Source organism: Rhizobium oryzicola, assembly GCF_030504645.1.
GTDB classification, from domain to species: Bacteria; Pseudomonadota; Alphaproteobacteria; order Rhizobiales; family Rhizobiaceae; genus Neorhizobium; species Neorhizobium oryzicola.
This window is the reverse complement of the sequence record NZ_JAUKWQ010000002.1, coordinates 393,001-414,601: the sequence shown is the minus strand read 5'-3', so window position 1 is coordinate 414,601 and position 21,601 is coordinate 393,001. Positions and strand designations below refer to the sequence as shown.

The 21,601-nt window shown below is 58.2% G+C and carries 20 protein-coding genes; 12 read left to right on the top strand and 8 right to left on the bottom strand.

Annotated elements, in window-relative coordinates:
* The first annotated feature begins 73 nt into the window (after positions 1 to 73).
* Positions 74 to 907 carry a DUF2076 domain-containing protein gene (locus Q2T52_RS09290; RefSeq protein ID WP_302076431.1) on the top strand — a complete coding sequence of 278 codons (834 nt, stop codon included), beginning with the start codon at positions 74 to 76 and terminating at the stop codon, positions 905 to 907.
* Between the two features lie 187 nt (positions 908 to 1,094).
* On the opposite strand, the gene queF is transcribed toward Q2T52_RS09290, so the two are convergent.
* Together queF and Q2T52_RS09280 are read right to left on the bottom strand one after the other, a co-directional pair.
* Positions 1,095 to 1,559, bottom strand: a complete 465-nt coding sequence (queF, locus tag Q2T52_RS09285) for a preQ(1) synthase (RefSeq protein WP_302076430.1) — start codon at positions 1,557 to 1,559, stop codon at positions 1,095 to 1,097.
* Positions 1,556 to 2,473, bottom strand: coding sequence for a cation diffusion facilitator family transporter (locus Q2T52_RS09280; RefSeq protein WP_302076429.1), 918 nt, complete (start codon positions 2,471 to 2,473; stop codon positions 1,556 to 1,558). Before Q2T52_RS09280 ends, queF begins: the two co-directional genes overlap by 4 nt.
* Positions 2,474 to 2,725: 252 nt before the next feature.
* Between Q2T52_RS09280 and Q2T52_RS09275 the strand changes: the two genes are divergently transcribed.
* Positions 2,726 to 3,343 (top strand): dual specificity protein phosphatase family protein, encoded by a 618-nt coding sequence (locus Q2T52_RS09275; protein WP_302076428.1) that lies wholly within the window; start codon positions 2,726 to 2,728, stop codon positions 3,341 to 3,343.
* Positions 3,344 to 3,345: 2 nt separating this feature from the next.
* Here the strand turns inward: Q2T52_RS09275 and Q2T52_RS09270 are convergent, their stop codons facing one another.
* Both Q2T52_RS09270 and Q2T52_RS09265 read right to left on the bottom strand, forming a co-directional pair.
* Positions 3,346 to 3,843 carry a GNAT family N-acetyltransferase gene (locus Q2T52_RS09270; RefSeq protein ID WP_302076427.1) on the bottom strand — a complete coding sequence of 166 codons (498 nt, stop codon included), beginning with the start codon at positions 3,841 to 3,843 and terminating at the stop codon, positions 3,346 to 3,348.
* Position 3,844: 1 nt separating this feature from the next.
* A complete protein-coding gene (locus tag Q2T52_RS09265; protein WP_302076426.1) occupies positions 3,845 to 6,034 on the bottom strand; it encodes an anthranilate synthase in 2,190 nt (729 codons plus the stop codon).
* A 356-nt stretch (positions 6,035 to 6,390) separates the two neighbouring features.
* Between Q2T52_RS09265 and Q2T52_RS09260 the strand changes: the two genes are divergently transcribed.
* Positions 6,391 to 8,205 carry a methyl-accepting chemotaxis protein gene (locus Q2T52_RS09260; RefSeq protein ID WP_302076425.1) on the top strand — a complete coding sequence of 605 codons (1,815 nt, stop codon included), beginning with the start codon at positions 6,391 to 6,393 and terminating at the stop codon, positions 8,203 to 8,205.
* Between the two features lie 80 nt (positions 8,206 to 8,285).
* Positions 8,286 to 9,212 carry an extensin-like domain-containing protein gene (locus Q2T52_RS09255; protein ID WP_302076424.1) on the top strand — a complete coding sequence of 309 codons (927 nt, stop codon included), beginning with the start codon at positions 8,286 to 8,288 and terminating at the stop codon, positions 9,210 to 9,212.
* Here Q2T52_RS09255 and Q2T52_RS09250 read toward each other — a convergent pair.
* Together Q2T52_RS09250 and Q2T52_RS09245 are read right to left on the bottom strand one after the other, a co-directional pair.
* Positions 9,194 to 10,360 carry a GGDEF domain-containing protein gene (locus tag Q2T52_RS09250; RefSeq protein WP_302076423.1) on the bottom strand — a complete coding sequence of 389 codons (1,167 nt, stop codon included), beginning with the start codon at positions 10,358 to 10,360 and terminating at the stop codon, positions 9,194 to 9,196. The two genes, Q2T52_RS09255 and Q2T52_RS09250, sit on opposite strands and share 19 nt — an antisense overlap.
* Positions 10,361 to 10,552: 192 nt before the next feature.
* Positions 10,553 to 12,232, bottom strand: a complete 1,680-nt coding sequence (locus Q2T52_RS09245) for a formate--tetrahydrofolate ligase (RefSeq protein WP_302076422.1) — start codon at positions 12,230 to 12,232, stop codon at positions 10,553 to 10,555.
* Between the two features lie 553 nt (positions 12,233 to 12,785).
* Between Q2T52_RS09245 and Q2T52_RS09240 the strand changes: the two genes are divergently transcribed.
* Complete coding sequence (locus tag Q2T52_RS09240; protein WP_302076421.1) at positions 12,786 to 13,514, top strand: helix-turn-helix transcriptional regulator; 729 nt, start codon at positions 12,786 to 12,788, stop codon at positions 13,512 to 13,514.
* A 108-nt stretch (positions 13,515 to 13,622) separates the two neighbouring features.
* Positions 13,623 to 13,979, top strand: coding sequence for a PAS domain-containing protein (locus Q2T52_RS09235; protein ID WP_302076420.1), 357 nt, complete (start codon positions 13,623 to 13,625; stop codon positions 13,977 to 13,979).
* A gap of 45 nt (positions 13,980 to 14,024) precedes the next feature.
* Here Q2T52_RS09235 and Q2T52_RS09230 read toward each other — a convergent pair whose 3' ends face one another.
* Positions 14,025 to 14,783 (bottom strand): hypothetical protein, encoded by a 759-nt coding sequence (locus Q2T52_RS09230; protein WP_302076419.1) that lies wholly within the window; start codon positions 14,781 to 14,783, stop codon positions 14,025 to 14,027.
* A gap of 168 nt (positions 14,784 to 14,951) precedes the next feature.
* The gene (locus tag Q2T52_RS09225; RefSeq protein ID WP_302076418.1) at positions 14,952 to 15,407 is read right to left on the bottom strand and encodes a pseudoazurin; all 456 of its coding nucleotides are present in this window, start codon (positions 15,405 to 15,407) and stop codon (positions 14,952 to 14,954) included.
* Positions 15,408 to 15,690: 283 nt separating this feature from the next.
* Here Q2T52_RS09225 and Q2T52_RS09220 point away from each other — a divergent pair, with 283 nt between their 5' ends.
* From Q2T52_RS09220 to aptA, 6 genes are all read left to right on the top strand, one after another.
* On the top strand, positions 15,691 to 16,641 hold the full coding sequence (locus Q2T52_RS09220) for a choline ABC transporter substrate-binding protein (RefSeq protein WP_302076417.1): 951 nt from the start codon (positions 15,691 to 15,693) through the stop codon (positions 16,639 to 16,641).
* A gap of 186 nt (positions 16,642 to 16,827) precedes the next feature.
* Positions 16,828 to 17,670, top strand: a complete 843-nt coding sequence (gene choW / locus Q2T52_RS09215; RefSeq protein WP_302076416.1) for a choline ABC transporter permease subunit — start codon at positions 16,828 to 16,830, stop codon at positions 17,668 to 17,670.
* Positions 17,670 to 18,725 (top strand): choline ABC transporter ATP-binding protein, encoded by a 1,056-nt coding sequence (gene choV, locus Q2T52_RS09210; RefSeq protein ID WP_302076415.1) that lies wholly within the window; start codon positions 17,670 to 17,672, stop codon positions 18,723 to 18,725. Before choW ends, choV begins: the two co-directional genes overlap by 1 nt.
* Positions 18,722 to 19,444, top strand: coding sequence for a HugZ family pyridoxamine 5'-phosphate oxidase (locus Q2T52_RS09205; protein WP_302076414.1), 723 nt, complete (start codon positions 18,722 to 18,724; stop codon positions 19,442 to 19,444). Before choV ends, Q2T52_RS09205 begins: the two co-directional genes overlap by 4 nt.
* A gap of 121 nt (positions 19,445 to 19,565) precedes the next feature.
* Complete coding sequence (locus Q2T52_RS09200; protein WP_302076413.1) at positions 19,566 to 19,883, top strand: ArsR/SmtB family transcription factor; 318 nt, start codon at positions 19,566 to 19,568, stop codon at positions 19,881 to 19,883.
* Positions 19,884 to 20,136: 253 nt separating this feature from the next.
* Positions 20,137 to 21,465 (top strand): omega-aminotransferase AptA, encoded by a 1,329-nt coding sequence (gene aptA, locus Q2T52_RS09195; RefSeq protein WP_302076412.1) that lies wholly within the window; start codon positions 20,137 to 20,139, stop codon positions 21,463 to 21,465.
* Positions 21,466 to 21,601: the final 136 nt, after the last annotated feature.

Genomic DNA, 21,601 nt, shown 5'->3' with positions numbered 1-21,601 from the left:
TGCTGAAAATGCCTCAATCGATTCTTACCTCCAAGCGAGGTCCCAATCAGGAACCGATGTCGAGGAAGCGACCATGTCACCGGAAGAACGCCAGCTGCTGACCGCTCTGTTCGAGCGCGTAAAAACTGCCTCCGCCACCCCACGCGACCGTGAGGCGGAGGCCTTGATTGATGAATCCGTTCGCAGCCAGCCCTATGCGCCCTATTATCTGGCGCAGGCTGTTGTCGTGCAGGAAAAGGGGCTGGAAGCCGCCTCCAAGCGCATTACCGAACTGGAAGCACGCGTGCGGGAGTTGGAAGCCCGCGGCCCCGCGCCGCAGCCGGAACAGGAGCAGCGCGGCGGTTTCCTAAGCTCCATCTTCGGCTCCAGCCAGCCGCCGCAGCAACAGCAGCGCCCGGTCGCACCGGCACCCGTTCCGCAGCAGACGGCTGCACCATCCGGCCCCTGGGGTTCGCCGCGCCCGGACTATAATCAACCGCCACAGCAGAATTACAACGACGACTATCGCTACCGCGCGCCAGCGCAGCCAAGCGGCCCCTGGACCGCGCAGCCCGCTGGCCCCTCCGCCGGCAGCAGCTTTCTCACCGGCGCACTCGGCACGGCGGCAGGCGTAGCTGGCGGCATGCTGCTCGCGAACACACTGAGTAATGCCTTCAGCAGCCACGTCTCGGGTTCCGGCTGGGGCAATCCGCTGGAAGGCGCTTTTGGTGGACATGCTGCCGCCGCTACGGCCGCCGCACCTGTGGAAGAAACCACCATCATCAACAATTACTACGGCAGCGACCCCAACCAAGCGAACGTACCGCAGGATGCGGGTTTCCAGCAGGCCGATTACGACAATGACGATGATACCGGCGGCTGGGATGACGGCCAGGATGATTCCGGCGACGACAGCAGCTTTGCCTGATTGCGTCAATATTCCTCACCCTAACCTCGCCCCGCTTGCGGGGAGAGGTTAGGGTGAGGGGCAATGGGATTTCGCGACTTTTGGCGGATTAGCGCCTCATCCGGCTGCCTCCACCTTCTCCCCGCAAGCGGGGAGAAGGAAACCAAGACGCCAACTGCTTGCCCCCAAAGGGCGTCACATCCTTGATTCACCCCCGCCCGCGATAAGTGGGAACGCCTTGGTCCGGCAGCCACACACCTTCCGGCACTGCCCCGGTCTGCCAGAATACATCGATCGGGATGCCGCCGCGCGGATACCAGTAGGCGCCGATGCGCAGCCACTTCGGCTCCAGCAGGTCGACCAGGCGCTTGGCGATATAGACGGAGCAATCCTCATGGAAGGCGCCGTGATTGCGGAAGGATGTGAGGAACAGCTTGAGCGACTTGGATTCCACCAGGAAGCCGTTCGGAATGTAATCAATGACGATATGGGCGAAATCCGGCTGCCCCGTCATTGGGCAGAGAGACGTGAATTCTGGCGCGGTGAACCGCACCACATAGTCCGTGCCGGCATTGCTGTTCGGCACCTTTTCCAGCACGGCCGCTTCCGGGCTGGTGGGAGCTTCAACCTGTTTTCCGAGCTGCGAGAGCCCGCTGACATCTGTCATGCTCATATCGCGTTACCTTCAACCTTAACCTTCAAGCCGTGGGCGCGTTCGCCTTCCGGCTCCACGTGAATTGCCAATGATGCGCCGGGAATAGCCGTCTTGATCGCATCTTCCAAGCGGTCACAGATGGAATGCGCCTCTTCGACAGGCATATCTGCGGGAACCACGAGATGGAAATCGATAAAGGCCGCAGCGCCCGCCCGACGCGTGCGCAGGTCATGCACACCGAGTGCGCCATTGGCATTGGCGGCAATGGCGGCGCGGATCGCTTCTTCTTCCTCCGGCTCGACGGCACGATCCATCAACCCCCCCAGCGAATGGGAGATGACCTTCCAACCCTGATAGAGAATGTTCACGCCGACGATGATCGCGAGCAGCGGGTCGAGAATGGCATAGCCCGTGATGAAGGCCAGCACGAGGCCGACGAACACACCCGCGGACGTTACCACATCCGACATGATGTGATGGCCGTCAGCCTTCAAGGCCGGTGAGCGATGCGAGGTGCCGATACGGATCAAGGTCTTGGCCCAGATCAGATTGATCACGCCCGCCAGACCATTGATGGCAAGGCCAAGCACCGGCGCATCCGGCAAGCGGGGCGACATGATATCGGCAGAGGCTTCCTTGACGATCAGAAGTGCTGCCACAACGATCAGCACGCCCTCGATGACCGCTGACAGATATTCCGCCTTGTGATGCCCGAACTGGTGATCATGATCTGCAGGGCGTTGGGCGTAGCGAATGACGAAATAGGCAATCAGCGCCGCCGTGACATTCACGAAGGATTCCAGCCCGTCGGACAAGAGCGCGACGGAGCCCGTTACCCACCAGGCAACGAGTTTCAGCCCCATGACGAGGATGGAGATGGGGATTCCCCAGAATGCTAGTCGCTGAACAAGCTGTTTTTGGGTGTCGGTCATCGTCTTCCCGTGCGCATGCGAATGAGTTGCAAAAGCCCTGAAACGGCGAAACCGCCGGCGCTTGTTATAGCGCCCGGCGGTTTCGAATTCGTGCGCTCTATGGCTCACATTCTCAGAAATGTCAAAGCCCGCGCTCTTGTTGCCCAGCGAGCGAGGCAAGAGACATCTATACTGATAGCGGCATTCAGGTTCCTGACAGGAAACTTCGTTTTACAGAACCACCGAGGCAATCTGCCCTTCCGTGGATCGATCATGATGAATTCGACAGCCGCCCTTGCAGTGTCATCTCCGTGTCTGCAGACGTCACGACTGCGGAAATACCTAAAGGCAGCGGGGCTTACCTTGGCGGGTACTCTGTTGGGCTGCGGCCTTTATCTTGGGTGGCTGCAGATCAGCGGCAATTTCCATGAAGTTATCCCCGGACAGTTCTATCGCTCCGCGCAGCTTTCGCCACAGCAACTGGCCGCCTATATCGACCGCTACAAGATCAAGACGGTGATCAACCTGCGTGGCGGCAGCCCTGGTGCGAAATGGTACGATGACGAAGTAGCCACCGTCAAAGCCCGTGATGCCTTGCATGTGGATTTCGCCATGTCGGCCAATCGCAAACTGACAAAGGAAGAAAGCCTCCAGCTTGTGGCCCTTCTAAAGAATGCGCAAGGGCCGGTGCTTATTCACTGTCGGGCCGGCGCAGATCGCACGGGTCTCGCATCAGTCATGTATCTGCAGCAGGTCGCAGGCGTGGATGAGGCCAAGGCAGAATGGCAGCTTTCCCCCCTCTATGGTCATCTGAACCTGCCCTTCCTCGGCGCCTACGCCATGGACGACACCTGGGAAGCCTTCGAGAAGGCGATCGGACTCGAAAGCTGATCTTATCGAAGCAGCATCGCCATCTTTATGAGATCGATGAAGCGGCCATCAATCAGCACCGCTTCTCTAGCCACGCCTTCCAGCACGAAGCCGACCTTTTCATACAGCGCTTTGGCCCTGACATTATCAGCGTGAACATCAAGTTCGATGCGGCGGAGGCCAATTGCTCTGGCGGCATCGATGGTCACCGTGATGAGCCGCCGACCAAGGCCACGATCCCGAAACTCCGGCAAGATACCCATGCCCAGCGTGCCGCGATGGGCGTGGACCTCACGCTCATGACGGCGGATATCGCACCAGCCAACGACTCGTCCGTCTGAAACCGCAACGAATTGCGGATGACCGTTTGTAATATTGTCCCGCACGAACTCGCGGGTGCTTTCCAGCGGGGGCGCTTCCAAGAAGGCCAGATATCGGCGCTCGCGGGAAACCGTATCGAGGGCTTGGTGAAAGCCCTCGATATATGCCTCTCTTATCGGCTCAATCGCGATGGCGCCCATATCAGGCAGCCTTCTCTTTTGCCTTTCGAGACAGGTGCGCCACCACATTCTCGATCATGCGCATGCCGGCATCGCCGCCCAGAGTCATGATCGATTCCGGGTGGAACTGCACTGCCGCCACCGGCTCCTTGCTATGCTGAATGCCCATGATCGTCCCATCCTCGCTTTCGGCGGTGATGACGAAATCCGGGTGCAGCGTTTTGGGGTCGGCAAAGATCGAGTGATACCGCCCGACCGTGACTTCCTTCGCCAGGCCTGAGAAGACGATGCCCGGCTCCAGCACGCGGATACGCGATGGCTTGCCGTGCATGGGCACAGCCAACTGGCGAAGCTCGCCACCATAGGCTTCTGCCAGCGCCTGCAGACCAAGGCAGACGCCGAAGATTGGCAGCCCCCTCGCACGCGCAGCCTTGATTGTGTTCTTGCAGTCGAAATCCTTCGGACTGCCAGGTCCCGGTGACAGCACCACGAGGTCTGGATTGACGCGGTCATAGATCTCATCCGCCACGGGTGTGCGCACTGTGGAAACCTCGGCCCCCGTCTGGCGGAAATAATTCGCAAGCGTATGGACGAAACTGTCCTCATGGTCGACGAGCAGGATTTTTACGCCCTTGCCCACCGCGGCCACATCGCGGCCAACCTTGGCCGTATTGCCAGTGCGTGCATCGAGAATCGCGGAAATCATGGCGGATGCCTTCAATTCGGTTTCGGCTTCTTCTTCCTGCGGGTCACTGTCGTTCAGCAGCGTCGCGCCAGCCCGAACCTCCGCAATGCCATCCTTGATGCGGATGGTGCGCAGCGTCAGCCCCGTGTTCATATCGCCGTTGAAGCCCACCATGCCGACAGCACCGCCATACCAGGCGCGCGGGCTCTTCTCATGGCTTTCGATGAAGCGCATGGCCCAGAGTTTCGGCGCACCGGTCACGGTGACAGCCCAGGCATGGGAGAGGAAGCCGTCAAAGGCATCCATATCTTCCCGCAGACGCCCCTCGATATGGTCCACCGTGTGGATCAGGCGCGAATACATCTCGATCTGGCGGCGACCGATCACCTTGACCGAACCCGGTTCGCACACGCGGCTCTTGTCGTTACGGTCGACGTCTGAGCACATGGTGAGCTCCGACTCGTCCTTCTTCGAGTTCAAAAGCTTCAGGATCTGCTCAGAGTCTGAGATAGCGTCCTCGCCGCGCCGGATCGTGCCGGAGATTGGGCAGGTCTCGATACGGCGGCCGGAGACGCGCACGAACATTTCCGGCGATGCGCCCACCAGATATTCCTGCTGTCCCAGATTGATGAAGAAGGAATAGGGCGACGGGTTGATCGCCTTCAGGCGGTTGGAAAGCTGAGACGGCTTGCTGTCGCAGCGCTCCATGAACTTCTGGCCGGGTACGACCTCGAAGAGATCGCCGCGGCGGAAACTTTCCTTCGCCTTCGTCACCAGCTGCGCATATTCGCCGGGGCGATGATCGCTCTTCGGCGGGATGGTGTCCGTCGTGCGGAACGGGTCCGGTGCGATGTCACCGGACTTGTTGGCCGTCGTCTTGCCGCCCTTGGAAAAGTCGTAGCGATCGATCCAGGCCTTGGCGGAATAGTGGTCCACCACCAGGATCTCATCCGGCAGGAACAGCACCATGTCGCGCTGGTCTTCCGGGCGCTGAAGCGAGAGTTTGATCGCATCGAACTGGAAGGCAATGTCGTAGCCGAAGGCACCGAACAGACCGATGGAGGAATCTGCATCCGAATAGAAGAGATCGACCACGGCGCGCAGCACCGTAAAGACGGTCGGCATCTTCGACCGCTCTTCCTCGGTGAAGGCGCGCGTCGGCGCGTTGACCGTCAGGTCCAGGCGTCGGGCCGTGCGAGCACCGAGCGAAAGATCAGCTTCGCGCGCCAGACGATCCGCCACGAAATCCAAGAGCACTTCGCCGCGCTCGTTATAGGCTTCGATCCACACGTCGCGGCCGAAGGAGGAGATGCCGAGCGGTGGATCGACGATGGCCGTATCCCAACGCGTGTAGCGACCTGGATATTCATAGTTGGAGGAGAAGACGGCACCACGACGTTCATCCAGCTTGTCCACATAGCCGGAGATGGCAGTGGCATAGGGTGCCGGGCGGCGCTTGCGCGAAACCGTGACGCCTCCACGGGTCTCGTAGACCTCAGAACCGTCTTCCTCGATAATCGTTACCATGCTGATCTCCGTAATCGCGTCAGGGTCTGGCCCTTTGCCGGAGGTGCTTTCACGAAAAAGCCGCCTCTCGGTTTCGGGGCGGCTTGTTGTCTTGTCTTTTGAACATGACGGTGCGAGGCCGCTATTTCAGCGAGCCCACCACCAGTTTGCCATGTTCAGCGACGTTTTCATGGCAACTTTGATAGCCGCTTCTCCCGCAGCTGACAAGACCCGCTCAAAGACATCAATGCGCAAGATCACTCTGCTATTCTGACGAGAGTTAGCGATTGAATAACAAATTTATGTTTTAGATTAACCCATGCTTAATATTAATAACTGAATGCGCGTTACATAACAGCCAGAGGTCGGAGCAAATTATGCGAATGTCACTTTCGCGTTTCCTCGTCTTATTCGGGTGCACGTTGTTTACCGGCATGTGCCTTACAGCCGGCATCCTGTTGTATTCGTTACAGCAGTTGAAGATAGATGGTCCCGAATATGAGAGGGTAGTTGACGCGAAAGATATCGTTGCTGATATTCTTCCGCCTCCCCTCTTTGTTGTGGAAGCCTATCTCGCGGCGACGGAAACCGCAGCACATCCCGATGAAACCGATATGGGCATCGCGGAAATGGAAAAGCTCCGTCGAGACTATCAGACGCGCATGGCCGTCTGGCAGAGCAAGGACCTGCCGCAGGACATCGCCTCACATATCAGCAACGCCCTGAAATCAACCAGCGAAGCCTTCTGGAACGAGCTCTTCAACAACACGGTGCCGAAGCTGAAAGCTGCCAAGGCTGGCGGCCCGGCAGTGGATCTGACCAAACTGCGGGGCCTCTTCCAGCAGCAGCGTGCGGCAGTGGTGCAACTGGTTAAGCTTTCGCAGGATTATATGCATGCGGTCGAAAGCCGCTCACATGACAACGCCACTCTTTATCAGGGGTTGGCGTATTTTGCGTGTGGGCTAGCAACACTGGTTCTCGCCGGTGGCCTTCTTCTCTTCCGCCGCCTGGCCATCTCCCCGATGCGCGATATCGGCAGCTACATGAGCGCGCTGACGGCAGGCGACTACAAGACTGCCGTACCGCATATGGATCGGCACGATGAAGTTGGCGAGATGGCCAAGGCGGTTGCGCATTTCCGCGAGGCGGAACTGACCAAGATGCGGATGGAAGAAGAGGCGGACCGCCGCGAAAAGGCGGATGCAGAAGAACGCAATCAGCGCCTTCTGACCGAAAGCGAACGCGCAGCCACACTGAAGAAGGTGATCGAGGATCTCGGCGCAGGCCTCGACCGTCTCTCGCGCTTCAATATTCATGACACGCTGGATGAGCCCTTCCACGAAGAATTCGAAGTTCTCCGCCAGAACTTCAACCGCTCGCTCGCCGTCTTCCAGCAGACCATGAAGCGTGTTCTCGGCAAGGCCGACGAAATTCGCGCCAATGCCGAAAGCCTGGAAGGCAATGCCGACAATCTGGCCCGCCGCACGGAGCAGCAGGCAGCCGCCCTCGAGGAAACGGCAGCAGCGCTGGAGGAGATCACCTCCAACGTCCGCTCCTCCACCGGGTTGACGAGCAAGACCAAGATCAAGAGCGACAGCGCCCGCAGCAATGTTGGCCGCTCCGCCGTGGTGGTCCGCGAATTGATCGACGCCATGAGCCGCATTGAGGAAGCCTCGCAGCGGATCGGCTCCATTACCGGCGTCATTGATGAGATTGCCTTCCAGACCAACCTGCTGGCGCTTAACGCCGGCGTTGAAGCTGCCCGCGCTGGCGATGCAGGCAAAGGCTTTGCCGTGGTGGCGCAGGAAGTGCGTGCGCTTGCCCAGAAATCCGCAAGCGCCGCGCAGGAAATCAGCGGCCTCATTTCCAACTCCACCCGCGAAGTGGCAGGCGGCGTGGAACTGGTTTCCAAGACCGGCGACGCGCTGAAGGAAATCGAGGACGATATTGCCCTCATCGCCGCCGATATCGACACCATCGCCCAAGGGGCCGTCGAGCAGACCGATGTGCTTCAGGAGATCAATACCTCCGTCAACCAGATGGACCAGATCACCCAGCAGAACGCCGCCATGGTCGAGGAAATGAACGCTGCGACCCACGCCCTGACCGAGGAAGTGGGCGAAATGGTCAGCCTGGTCGGCCAGTTCGTGCTGGAACATACCTCGGCGCTGACGAAAGCACGCGCAGCCTAACCCCACGCCTCGAAAGCCTTGCCACCAATCCGTCCTTCGCGCGTTATCCCACCAAACGGGACATGCGCGGAGGGCTTTTCTTGTTTCGATCTATCGCTTTAACATTGGCGCTTCCGATAATCGTGGCCGCCACGCTTCCACAGCAGGGTCCAGTCCCGGAAACAAAACCTGAGCAGCAACAGCAGCCCCCATCCCCAGCGGAACCGGACACCAAGGCGGACGGCAGGAAGGAAACTTCTTCCCCGGGAAAGCCGGGTGAAGCAAAGCTGCCTGCGACACCCCCCATTCCGGAGCCGAAGCCGGCACAAGTCGGAGACAGGCCTGCTGGTGAGCAAGCCCCGGAAAGGCCACCGGCCGCATCGGGAGCATCTCCTGAAACGGCGGCACCGGATGGCAAGAGTGCCTCAACGCCGCCTTCCCCACCACCGCCGCCTATCGAGAAGGAAGATCCGGCTGAACTACAAGCCTGTCTGGCGGAGTTGAAAACGCTCGGTGCCAGCTTTGAGCCGCTGCCGCGCATCGACGGCGAGGAACCCGGATGCGGCATCGAAAGCCCCATCCGGCTTGAGAGCCCGCTTGCCGGCATCAAGCTTTCGGAACCGGCGACCATGCGCTGCGAAACGGCGCTGACGCTCTCTCACTGGCTGAAGGAAACGGCAGAACCTGCGCTTGAGGTCGCCAAGCCGGGACGCAAGATCACTGTCGTCAACAATGCTCCCGGCTATTCCTGCCGTCTGCGCAACAATGCGGATACGGGCAAGATATCCGAGCATGCCCGCGGCAATGCCGTGGATATTGCGGGCTTTACCTTTGATGACGGTGAAAAACTCATCATGACTCCGAAAGAACAGGACCCTACCATGGACGGTGCTCTCCAGAGAACGCTGACAGCCGGCGCGTGCCTGCATTTCTCCACCGTGCTTTCGCCCGGCAGTGACGCGAGCCATAAGGACCACCTGCACCTGGATGTGCTCGATCGGAAAAAGGGCTATCGCTTCTGTCGTTGACGTATGGCTTGGTAATGCTCTGCGGCGGGCTGGCGGGGCTCGGCATCACCTCCGGTAGATGGCTGGCGCCCTTCCGCTTTGGCGCGATACAAAGCTTCATCAGCCTCGGTGAGAGCATTTTCTAGGCTCCCCTCTTCACCGGTGAAGAAAGAGACGCCGAGACTGACGCCAACCGAAGTCGTTACAGAGCCGACCTCGTAAGGCAGGCAGATGCTCTGTGTGATGATTGTGGTCATGAGTTTAGCGTCCAGACGGTGGTCGAGCCGCATGACGACCAGAAATTCATCGCCACCAGGACGGCACACAGTTCCATTGGGCGCACAAGCCTTCAAGCGACGAGCCACTTCCCGCAAGAGATCATCGCCTGCGGCATGGCCGAACTGGTCATTGACCTGCTTGAAACCATCAAGGTCGAGATAGAAGAGAGCCAATTCCTCGCCCTTGTCACTCATCAAGGTGACCTGCTCCGTGAAGCCGCGGCGATTGAGCAGACCAGTCAGAGGATCCGTCAAAGACTGACGACGACTTTCGAGCTCTCCGGAAATCGCCAACACCGTGGTGTTGCGTTGCTGCCGCATCATCCAGGCGGTGACATACGGAAATGCAACACCCTGAATGATCAGCAGGGGAACGAATTCCGGGTAATTGACCATGAACGGAAGCTTGAAAGAGAGATCAATCATAATGATCTGCGTGAGCGCCATCCGAATGGCCGCATAATTGCGGGCCATGATTCCAGCACAGGAGCCAAGCGCAGTCGCCACGGCGAGTATGGACATGGGTAGGTCCGAACCAGACACGATAATGGCGGTAGCCGCACTCAGACAGACTGCCCAGAGCAACCCGCTCAAGACCAGAATATCAGCGCCCCACGGGCGGAGAAAACCGATCCGACAGCTGGTGAGACGCAAGCCCAGGATACATACATCCAGCAGAGCGAGCCACAACAGCCATTCATTCGCCAGACGCAGATAACCGATGACAGCAATGCAGGCCGAGTTGACCGCCCCCAGTATTGCGGGGAAAGTCGACGCTGCCAAAGTCTCAGCCAGTCGATCTCGGACATCTTCGGAAATATCCGCTCCCATGTCCGATAGCCATCCCAAGACCCGAATGCGTGGTCGCAGATGGTAAGCCTCTTTCATCATTCTCGTAAAATTCTCCGTCCACCAATAATCTTATCTTGAAAGACTTGCGAACTTCTTAGAGGCAGGCATGCCTGAGGGTAAACTCCCCAAAAATGGACGGGAGAGTAAAGCATTCATAAACGGCGCGCCAAGTTTAAGGGACAGGTACCTTTCCGAACTCGTTCAACAGACATCGACGCATGTAGCAGTTGACTAAAACAAACCTTCTACATGGCCTGCCTGATTGAACCGAATACGTTCGGCCGCCGGAGAGCGTGGAAGACCCGGCATGGTGCGGATCTCTCCTGTAATGGCAACCACGAAACCTGCACCGGCATTAAGGCGCACTTCGCGAACCGGCACGACGTGGCCTTTCGGCGCACCAAGCAGGGTCGGATCGGTGGAGAAAGAGTATTGCGTCTTGGCAATACAGACCGGCAGATGACCATAGCCCTGTGCTTCCCAGGCCGTTAGCTGTTCTCTTACGCTGCGGTCGGCCACGACCTCCCCGGCCCGGTAAATCTCCCTTGCCACTGTTTCGATCTTCTCGAAAAGCGGCAGCTCGTCCGCATAAAGCGGCTGAAAGCTTGCAGTTTCGGAATCGGCCAGCTCAACCACCTTGTAGGCAAGATCCTCGATCCCGGCGGATCCCTCGGCCCAGTGGCGGCACAGGATCGCTTCAACACCGAGGTTCTGTGCGTAGACGCGAACCGCTTCGACTTCGCTCAGCGTATCGGACGAGAAGTGGTTGATGGCCACGACGACCGGGATGCCGAACTTCTGGATGTTTTCGATGTGCCGTCCGAGGTTGGCGCAACCGCGTTGGACGGCGGCCACATTTTCCTGCGACAGGTCGCTCTTGGCGACACCACCATTCATCTTGAGGGCGCGGATCGTCGCCACGACCACGGCAGCGGCAGGAGACAGACCGGCTTTACGGCATTTGATATCGAAGAATTTCTCGGCGCCGAGATCGGCACCAAAGCCCGCTTCCGTCACCACATAATCGCCAAGCTTCAGAGCCGCGCGGGTCGCCACGACGGAGTTGCAGCCATGAGCAATATTAGCAAACGGCCCACCGTGAACGAAGGCCGGGTTGTTTTCCAATGTCTGCACCAGATTGGGCAGCATGGCGTCTTTCAGGAGGACCGCCATCGCGCCGTCCGCCTTCAAATCACGCGCAAAGACTGCAGAGCGGTCACGCCGGTAGCCGATGATGATGTCGCCAAGCCGCCGCTCCAGATCCTGAAGATCTGAGGCCAGGCAGAGGATCGCCATGACCTCTGACGCCACGGTGATATCGAAACCGGTCTCGCGCGGGAAACCGTTGGAAACCCCGCCAAGCGGACCCACTGATTGGCGTAGCGCACGGTCGTTCATGTCCATGGCACGCCGCCATGTAATGCGGCGCAGATCGATATCGAGCCCGTTGCCCCAATAGATGTGGTTGTCGATCATGGCGGCGAGCAGGTTGTGGGCCGAGGTGATCGCGTGGAAATCGCCGGTGAAGTGAAGGTTGATGTCCTCCATCGGCACGACCTGCGCATAGCCGCCGCCGGCCGCTCCGCCCTTCACGCCAAAGCAAGGGCCGAGGGAGGGTTCGCGCAGGCAGATCACTGCGCGCTTGCCGATGCGGTTCAGGCCATCGCCCAGCCCAACCGTCGTGGTTGTCTTGCCTTCGCCGGCGGGAGTGGGGTTGATTGCGGTGACGAGGATCAACCGCCCGTCGGGGCCACCTTTCTGGCCTGCCAAAAACTGGGAAGAAACCTTGGCTTTGTCATGGCCATAGGGGACGAGGTCCGCTTGCGGAATGCCGAGACGCTGACCGATGTCGAAGATCGGCTTTTTGTGCGCAGTGCGCGCAATTTCAATATCTGAAGGCACGTCCACCATGAACTCCCCGCTCGGTTCGGATTGGATATCGCATGTGAATAGCCGATGCGGTGGACTGGGGAAATGGGCGAGCGAGAAACGGGCCGAACGGACTGTCAAAAACCACAGTAATGATTGGTGAGGATCAAAAATACAATACTATGTCATCTCTTGGTTGCCATTCTATATCAAGGCTAAATCACATTCACCTAAGGCATCGGCCACAAATAACCCAGCCCACGGCACGTTCGGCCGGCGTCGAACAGCAGTCGCCGGCAAGGCCATGAAGCAGTAACCATTTCCTCCGAAAGCGGGGAACTGAGTATAGATTGGAAACAGCGGGAAGCAACAAAGGCAGCGGGCAGTCTTCCTCGATGCAACTTCAGGATATTCACAACTTATTGATGAATGTGTATCGTTATGATACACCGCCTGAACGGATTGAACTTTTCTTTCGTCTGGCCATATGATTATTTAATAAATACATGTCTATGAACGATTGCTTTAAGAACTTGCATCTACCGATCAAGATAAAGAAGTAGTTAGAAGTGTTGCAAGCTCGGAAGATTGCAGGATGATAATCACACTTGAGAAACAATCGCCAATCGGTCGGGAAATATCCGCAGCGGAGACCCGCGAATCGATATTGAACGCGCTGAAAAAGCTACCGAGAGAGTTCGGCCTGAAGCACTTCAGCCTGATGCGCGCGCCGGGGCCGGATGACGAAGCTATTGAACCGCTGGTCGCAGAATCAAGCCTTCCGAAGTTGTTCTTTCGAGAACTGGACAGCGCCCGTGTCATGACCCTCTGCCCAATAGTGCCACTGCTGAAAAACATAGCATTGCCGCTTTGTTTCTCCTACCTGGAAGACGAGTGGCAGGCGAGCAATATTGCAATGCCGAAAATCGTGGCGAACTTCTTCATCAACCACGGCATCATCACATCCGTCATCATGCCCCTTCAATCGCGCGATGGCAGCATGTTCCTGATGCGCCTCGATGGAGACCGCAGCATTTTATCACTGCCAGAACTGAACGAATTGGGCATGTTGACCCTGCAAGCCTTCACTGTGCTCGACCGTTTGCAACACGATGACAGTGTCGACAAGACCACCCTGACAAGACGAGAACTGGAAGTTCTCCGCTGGACCTCTCAAGGCAAGACGTCTGCCGAAATTGCCGACATACTTTCGCTCTCGGAACACACAGTGAACGCATACCTGAACAAGGCGATCCGCAAACTAAATTGCGTCAACCGTACGCAGCTGGTCGCCAAGGCGCTCAGATTGCGCATGATTACCTGAGATCAAACAGCCTAAGTCCTGGGGAAACACGTGCCTCATTCTTCGAATGTCCAAACACTACAATGTCCTTCGGAAAACTGGTCCGTCGGGATATCGGATCGGGAAGCGTTGGAGCTGCTTCATCTCTTTGATCCCGTTGGCTTTTGGCGGATCGATCTGGACACGAGTCACACCTATGTCAGTGCCGGCAACGCGGCCCTGTTTGGCAAATCCTCCTCAAGCGGCCCGATCAATGTGGCCGAATACTGCGAGCGCATTCACCCGGACGATCTCGACCGCTTTTTGAACGCCCTTGAGCAGGCCGCAAGAGAGAAGACCTCCTACAATGTCTGCTACCGCCTGGTGATCCGTGGCAAGGAAATAGCGGTGCAAACAATTGGGCGATACCGGACAAGTCAGGGAACGAGCGGAGAAATCATAGGCATTACAATTCGCCAGCCGCAGCAACCTGAAGTCCCCGTCTAAAGAGAATTGACAGAATAAAGGTCGGGACGTTCGGTGTTTGCCGCCTTATCCAAGGCTTGCCCGGCGGCGCGCGAGACTAGCCGCGGACAACATTCCCCGATGCGCTCGTTCGGCCCAGGTTCTGAAGAGAGCGTGATCAGGAAGAACTGGTTCGTTCGCGTTCTGCAGGGCCGCCTTCAGCAGGATCAAGTCCTGGGCAATCAGCTGCAGTTTTCTGGAAGCCAGATGCAACTGGCTGCGATGCTCGCGTACAATGTCCAGAAAATCCTGGAAGATTGCATGCCGCGCCAATGCACGCTGCACCTCGGAAGCTTGATGCCTGTTGCTGCCTGAGATCGCCGGAAAAAGCCCATCAAGTTCGGCTTCAGCCCTGTAGAATGTTTGATTGAGGGTTTCCTGCTGCAAGGAAATCGCGTCGAGACTTTCGCTGAGGCGCCAAAGCTCAGCGTCGATCATTTCTACCTGCACCTTATGCTTCTGGTGCAGGCCGGACCATCGGCCCCATTGTCTCCAACGCGTTGACCGGCGTTCCCCCGTTGCACTCAGAGAGAAGACTTGCTGCCGGGAGTTGCTCAGCCGCCGTTCTGTATCACTGACAATAAATGCCAACTCGGTTCGGATCTGACGGAGGTTCAGCACCAATCCTTCGACTGCTGCGCGGTCTTCCACATCCAGCACCTCGGTACGACAAAAAGGATCGGCAGCAAAAACGCTCAGCCTTTCCGAAGCCGAAATCATTCCTGCGGTTGTTTCGCCCAATCCTTCGGCGAAGCGCGCGTCCCCGGCACTCACATTGTCCGGCATCCACTTCTCCTCTCAAAGCGGTGGCAGCGCATCATGCTGCAACGAGAAGGTAGGTGAGGAAATGGATTGCGGCAAGGTGCCGAACGAGCACGCAGAAATGAAAACGCACCGCTTCTTCGCGAAAAGAGAAAGCGGTGCGGCAAACTTTCGTTGAGACAGCCCGAACGATCAGAGACCGAGCTTAGCGATCTCGGCATCCAGACGGTCGCGGGTCTTCTTCGGCAACTTGGCGGCCTTCACGGCGTCCAGATTGGCCGGCTTGCCATCGCCTGCAACGATCAGGGCGACCATGCCCATGCCGTAATGAGGTGTGCACTTGATGACGTAAGCCCCCTCCTTCTCGATCTTGACGACAAGTTCCTGGTTCATCTTGCCTTCGACGGCGGCAACACCATCCGGCGTCAATTCCTTGACGCCAGCAGCATCGTGCCCCTTGTCCGTGGGCACGAACTTGACCGTATCGCCAACAGCAACCTTAACGGCGGCGGGTTCGAACACCATGGCTTCGCCATCAGACCCCTTATTGAGCATCTTCACCTGGATTTCCGCTGAGGAAGCCAGTTGGGGAAACAGCGAAAACGCAGCTGCCGCCAAAAGTGTCGTTGCGAGTGTTTCTCTGATCATCGTCTGTATCTCCTTGCCACGGCAGCGCCGTTCGATCATCGACGTAAGGGCTACACCAGCAGAGCGGAGCCCGAATTGACCAAGGTCAAACACATGCGCATCTCTTGATCGATGCGGATGAGCAACGACTGCGCACTAGCAAGCGGCTACCGTGCTGGACGGCATCTAAAATTTCGGGGCAAAATGTCGCAAATACACCCTGTCCTCCGCCGCTAACCGGCGCGCTTGCCTGCACTCTTTGGATATTGATAATGCTTGGGAACAAAAAAACTGGAGCAATAGCATGAGCGTGAATTCGCCTATCAAGCTTTCGATCGTCGCGATGGCAGCCGCCATCCTCGCCGGACCGGCTCTCGCCGCCGACCCGGCCGCCTGCAAGGCCGTGCGCTTTTCCGACGTCGGCTGGACCGATATTACCTCCACAACCGCCACCGCTTCAGTGATCCTTGAAGCTCTCGGCTACGAGCCCAAAGTGCAGGTTCTGTCGCTGCCAGTGACGTACCAGTCCATGAAAAACAAGGACATCGACGTCTTCCTCGGCAACTGGATGCCGTCGCAGACCAATGACGTGAAGCCCTATCTCGACAACAAGTCGGTGGAATCCTTCGGTCCGAACCTGGTCGGCGCGAAGTACACGCTCGCCACCAATGCCAAGGGTGCAGCCCTTGGCATCAAGAGCTTCAAGGACATTGCGGCCCACAAGAAGGAACTGGAAGGCAAGATCTTTGGTATCGAGCCCGGCAATGACGGTAACCGCCTCGTTCTGGAAATGATCGAGAAGAACACCTTCGGCCTCAAGGGCTTCGAGGTGGTGGAATCCTCCGAGCAGGGCATGCTGGCCCAGGTCGCTCGTGCCGACAAGGCCGGCCAGCCGGTGGTCTTCCTCGGCTGGGAACCGCACCCGATGAACACCAACTTCAAGCTGACCTACCTGACGGATGGCGATGACATCTTCGGCCCGAACTTTGGCGGCGCCAGCGTCTTCACCAATATCCGCGCAGGCTATTCGACCGAATGTCCAAATGTCGGCGCCTTCGTCACCAAGATCTCCTTCACTCTGAAGATGGAGAACGAAGTGATGGGCAAGATCCTCGACGACGGCGCTGAGCCGCAGGCTGCCGCCAAGGCCTGGCTGAAGGCAAATCCTGCCGTACTGGATACCTGGCTGAAGGGCATCACCACGCTCGACGGCAAGGACGGCCTCCCGGCCGTGAAGGCCAAGCTCGGCCTCTGATTGAACAATCGGCTTACGCCAAAAAAGCGAACGCCATGCGGATGCAATTGGCGGTCGGCTCGGATAAACATATCCATCCGATCGCCAGACGCGGAAAGCAATGCGGCGGCGCTACGCTGACACCGGCCGGGACGCCTCGTGCGTTCCGGTCCTTGCCGACATCTCAATCAGTACGGGAAGACGCCGGTGGAATTTTTGACCGAACACCGATTACCGATTGGCCCTTGGGCAAAAGCCTCGGTCGATTGGCTGACACGCAATGGCGACTGGTTTTTCAACTGGCTATCCGCATTTCTCGCCGCCTGCATCAACGGCCTTCTTTTTGTTTTGCAATGGCCGCATCCGCTGGTCGTCGTCGCTCTGATTACCGGGCTCTCCTGGTGGCTGCGTCGCTCCATCGGGCTCGCCTTGTTTACGGCACTTGGCTTCCTGCTGATCATCAACCAGGGTTACTGGAAGGAAACGACGGAAACCCTGGCGCTCGTTCTGGCGTCCACCGCGGTCTCCATGATCGTCGGCGTTCCCTTGGGTATTCTCGCCGCCCGTCGGCCGTGGCTCTACGGTGTGATGCGCCCTGTGCTGGACCTGATGCAGACGATTCCGACCTTCGTCTATCTCATTCCTGCCCTCATCCTTTTCGGGCTCGGCATGGTCCCAGGCCTGATCGCAACCGTCATCTTTGCCATTCCCGCCCCGATACGCCTGACACGGCTTGGCATCATCTCCACCCCGGAAGCCTTGACGGAGGCGGCGATCGCTTTCGGGGCGACGCCTGCCCAGGTGCTGCGCAAGGTGGAACTGCCCTTCGCCATGCCGCAAATTATGGCCGGCCTGACCCAGACGATCATGCTATCGCTGTCGATGGTGGTCATTGCCGCATTGGTTGGTGCCAACGGGCTTGGCGTTCCGGTCGTGCGCGCGCTCAACACAGTCAACATTGCCCGCGGCTTCGAAGCCGGTCTGTGCATCGTCATCCTGGCGATCATTCTCGACCGCATGTTCCGCGCTGAAGGTTCGGGAGAAGGCTGATGAGCGACGCAATCATTTTCGGAAACGTCGACATCGTCTTTGGCGATCGTCCTGAGCGGGCGCTGCCGCTGATGGATGCAGGCAAGACGCGTGATCAGGTCGCTGCGGAAACGGGCTTGGTGCTTGGCGTGTCGCAGGCTTCGCTGACCATTCAGGAAGGCGAAATCCTGGTTCTGATGGGGCTCTCCGGCTCGGGCAAGTCCACCCTGTTGCGGGCGGTGAATGGCTTGGCTCCGGTCGTGCGCGGTAGTGTCACCGTCATGACCAAGAATGGCGCGGTCGATCCCTACAGGGCTTCGGCGAAAGCACTGAGAGATCTGCGCATGCATACGGTCTCCATGGTGTTCCAGCAGTTTGGCCTGCTCCCCTGGCGCACGGTGGCGGAAAATGTCGGCTTCGGCCTTGAGCTGGCGGGCGTACCCGATGCCGAGCGCAAGGAGCGCGTGGCGACCCAACTCGAACTCGTGAATCTCGCGAAATGGGCGAACCGCAAGGTGGGCGAACTTTCGGGCGGCATGCAGCAGCGCGTGGGATTGGCGCGTGCCTTCGCGACGGGTGCGCCCATCCTCCTGATGGACGAGCCATTCTCCGCTCTCGATCCCCTAATCCGTACCCGCCTGCAGGACGAATTGCTCGAGTTCCAGTCCCGGCTGAAGAAGACCATCCTTTTCGTGAGCCACGATCTCGACGAAGCATTTCGTATCGGCAATCGCATCGCCATCATGGAAGGCGGACGCATCATCCAGTGCGGCACGCCACATGACATCGTGAAGGAACCCGCAGACCAGTATGTGGCGGACTTCGTGCAGAACATGAATCCGATCGCCATGCTGAAGGCAGAGGACGTCATGGCCAACGGTCCGGCGGATCTGCAGGGACAGCCGATCGTCGCAACCGCGCGGGCGGAAACCCCTCTGATCGACATCATGGACACTCTCGCGCGCCAGCCGGGCCTCATCGGCATTGTCGACAATGGCTCCGTGATCGGTACAATCGGTGCGACCGAAGTGATCTCCGGTCTGACGAGACACCGCAGGCGCGAAGGACAGGCATGAACGAAAAGTCCCCGGCATTTCGGGATGTTGATGAGAGCGCGCGTCAACTGGCGCACAAGCTCATTCGCGAATCGCGCGCCGCGTCCTTGGCTGTCATTGACGCGGCGACGGGCTATCCTTCCGCTAGCCGCTGTCTGCTGGGAACGGATCTGGATGGAACGCCCATCATCCTGATTTCATCCCTCGCGTCCCATACGCAATCGCTGCAGCATGATCCGCGATGCTCCGTGTTGGCGGGGAATGTCGGCAAGGGCGATCCCCTCGCCCACCCTCGCATTACCGTTCTTGCGGAGGCTTCTAGCCTTGATCGGGACGGTCCGGATTATGCGCGTATCCGCAGCCGGTTTCTTGCGCGCCATCCCAAGGCAGCCCTTTATGCCGACTTTGCTGATTTCCGCTTTCTGCGGCTGACACCGGTATCCGCCTCCCTGAATGGCGGCTTTGGCAAAGCCTATGTGCTGACCCGCGAAGATCTCACCATTGCGGTCGAGGAACCGGCAGCCTGGCTTTCGCTCTTCGAAGAGTTATCATCGGTCGCGGATTTGCCGGCCCAACTGGCGGAGCTCGCCGGTGCGACCGTCAAGTCCGGCTGGCGTATCGTGGGTATTGATCCCGCTGGCGTCGACATTTCTTCAACAGACGTGACCCTACGCTATAGTATCAGCGGTCTCATGGGCTCCCCCGCCGCGATGAAAGCAGCACTGACCGCAGCCTGCTAAAAGTTGTGAACGATACGCAAAATTTAGGGATATACAAAGAACGTCCGTAGTTGCTAAATTCATGTTACATTGTAACCGACCAAGTGATCGGCAAGATGAATTTAGGGGACAACTAAGAGGTATGGACAAGATGCCACTAACAGAACACTCCACTGCTGCTGCAGGTTTGTTATCGGCTATGGCTAACCCCAAGCGATTGATGATCCTGTGTTGCCTGGTGCAGGGTGAGGTCGCGGTGGGCGCGTTGGCAAACAAGGTGGGCCTGAGCCAATCCGCTCTTTCACAGCATCTCTCCAAGCTTCGAGCACAGAAGCTGGTGAATACACGCAGAGATGCTCAGACTATCTACTATTCCAGCTCGGCAGAATCGGTCATGCGCGTTCTCGAAACGCTGGAAGGCTTGTATTGCGAAACCGAGACTAAAAAATCTGCCGCATAATGATAGCGCTTACATTAGGTTAATCAATTTAGAGCGGGCACGACTTATTGTTTGTGTCCGTTTTTATTTTGATAATCTGCAAATATACGCACATACCCTTGGGGGACAATAATCAACAGCCCAAAGCTGCGTTCTTGATGCTTGACGGTCCATGTGACCTTGATAACTTGGGCGCATCGCCGGACAGAACATCTGTCTGCTGCCTGAGGGAATAAAGGCCTACCCTCTAAACACGCTGGGCCTGGAGAGCATCATGTCTAATCGCCTGCACACCGCTCCCAATGATTTGAGAGCGTTCTGGATGCCGTTTACGGCAAACCGTCAGTTCAAGAAAGAACCGCGCCTGTTCGTATCCGCCAAGGATATGCATTACACCACGCATGACGGTCGCCAGGTGCTGGATGCGACGGCAGGTCTGTGGTGCGTGAATGCCGGCCACTGCCGCCCGAAAATCACCGAAGCGATTCGCGAGCAGGCAGGCGAACTGGATTATGCGCCGGCGTTCCAGCTTGGCCATCCCAAGGCCTTCGAACTGGCCAATCGGTTGGTCGACATCGCACCCGATGGCCTTGAGCATGTTCTTTACACGAACTCCGGCTCCGAATCGGTCGATACGGCCCTCAAGGTGGCGATCGCCTATCACCGCGCCAAGGGCAATGGCGCGCGCTTCCGCCTGATCGGCCGCGAGCGCGGTTATCACGGCGTGAACTTCGGCGGCATTTCCGTTGGCGGCATCGTCTCCAACCGCAAGATGTTCGGCACGCTTTTGACCGGCGTGGACCACATGCCGCACACGCACCTGCCGAGCCAGAACGCCTTCACGCGCGGCGAGCCGGAACATGGCGGTGATCTCGCAACCGAACTGGAGCGCATCGTCACGCTGCACGATGCCTCCACCATCGCCGCCGTGATCGTCGAGCCGGTCGCAGGCTCGACCGGCGTGCTGATCCCGCCGAAGGGTTATCTGCAGAAGCTGCGGGAGATCTGCACCAAGCATGGCATCCTGCTGATCTTTGATGAAGTCATCACCGGTTACGGCCGCCTGGGCGCTCCATTCGCCTCGCAGTATTTTGACGTGAAACCGGATATCATGGTCACCGCTAAGGGTCTGACGAACGGCGTCATCCCGATGGGCGCGGTCTTCGTGACCTCTGAAATCCACGATGCCTTCATGAATGGCCCGGAACATCTGATCGAGTTCTTCCACGGCTATACCTATTCCGGCAACCCGATCGCATCCGCTGCAGCGCTTGCAACGCTCGACACCTACAAGGAAGAAGGCCTGCTGACGCGCGCGACCGAACTCGCCTCCTATTGGGAAGACGGTCTGCATTCGCTCAAAGACCTGCCGAACGTCATCGACATCAGAAACATCGGCCTGATCGGGGCGATCGAACTCTCTCCGATCGCAGGCGAGCCGACCAAGCGCGCCTTCAACGCCTTCCTGAAGGCTTACGAAGATGGCCTCCTGATCCGCACCACCGGTGATATCATCGCCATGTCGCCACCGCTGATCGTGGAAAAGCATCATATGGACGAGATCTTCGGCAAGCTGCGCGAGATCCTGAAGAACAATATCTGAAGCATCGCCTACAAAGGGCCTACAAAGCGGCTGTCTCTGGCAGCCGCTTTTTTCGTCACTCAAATTTGGCGATCGCTTCTCCATCTGCATAAATTTCATGCGTTTGCTGAAATTTTGTTGCGGCTCACCCCATCGC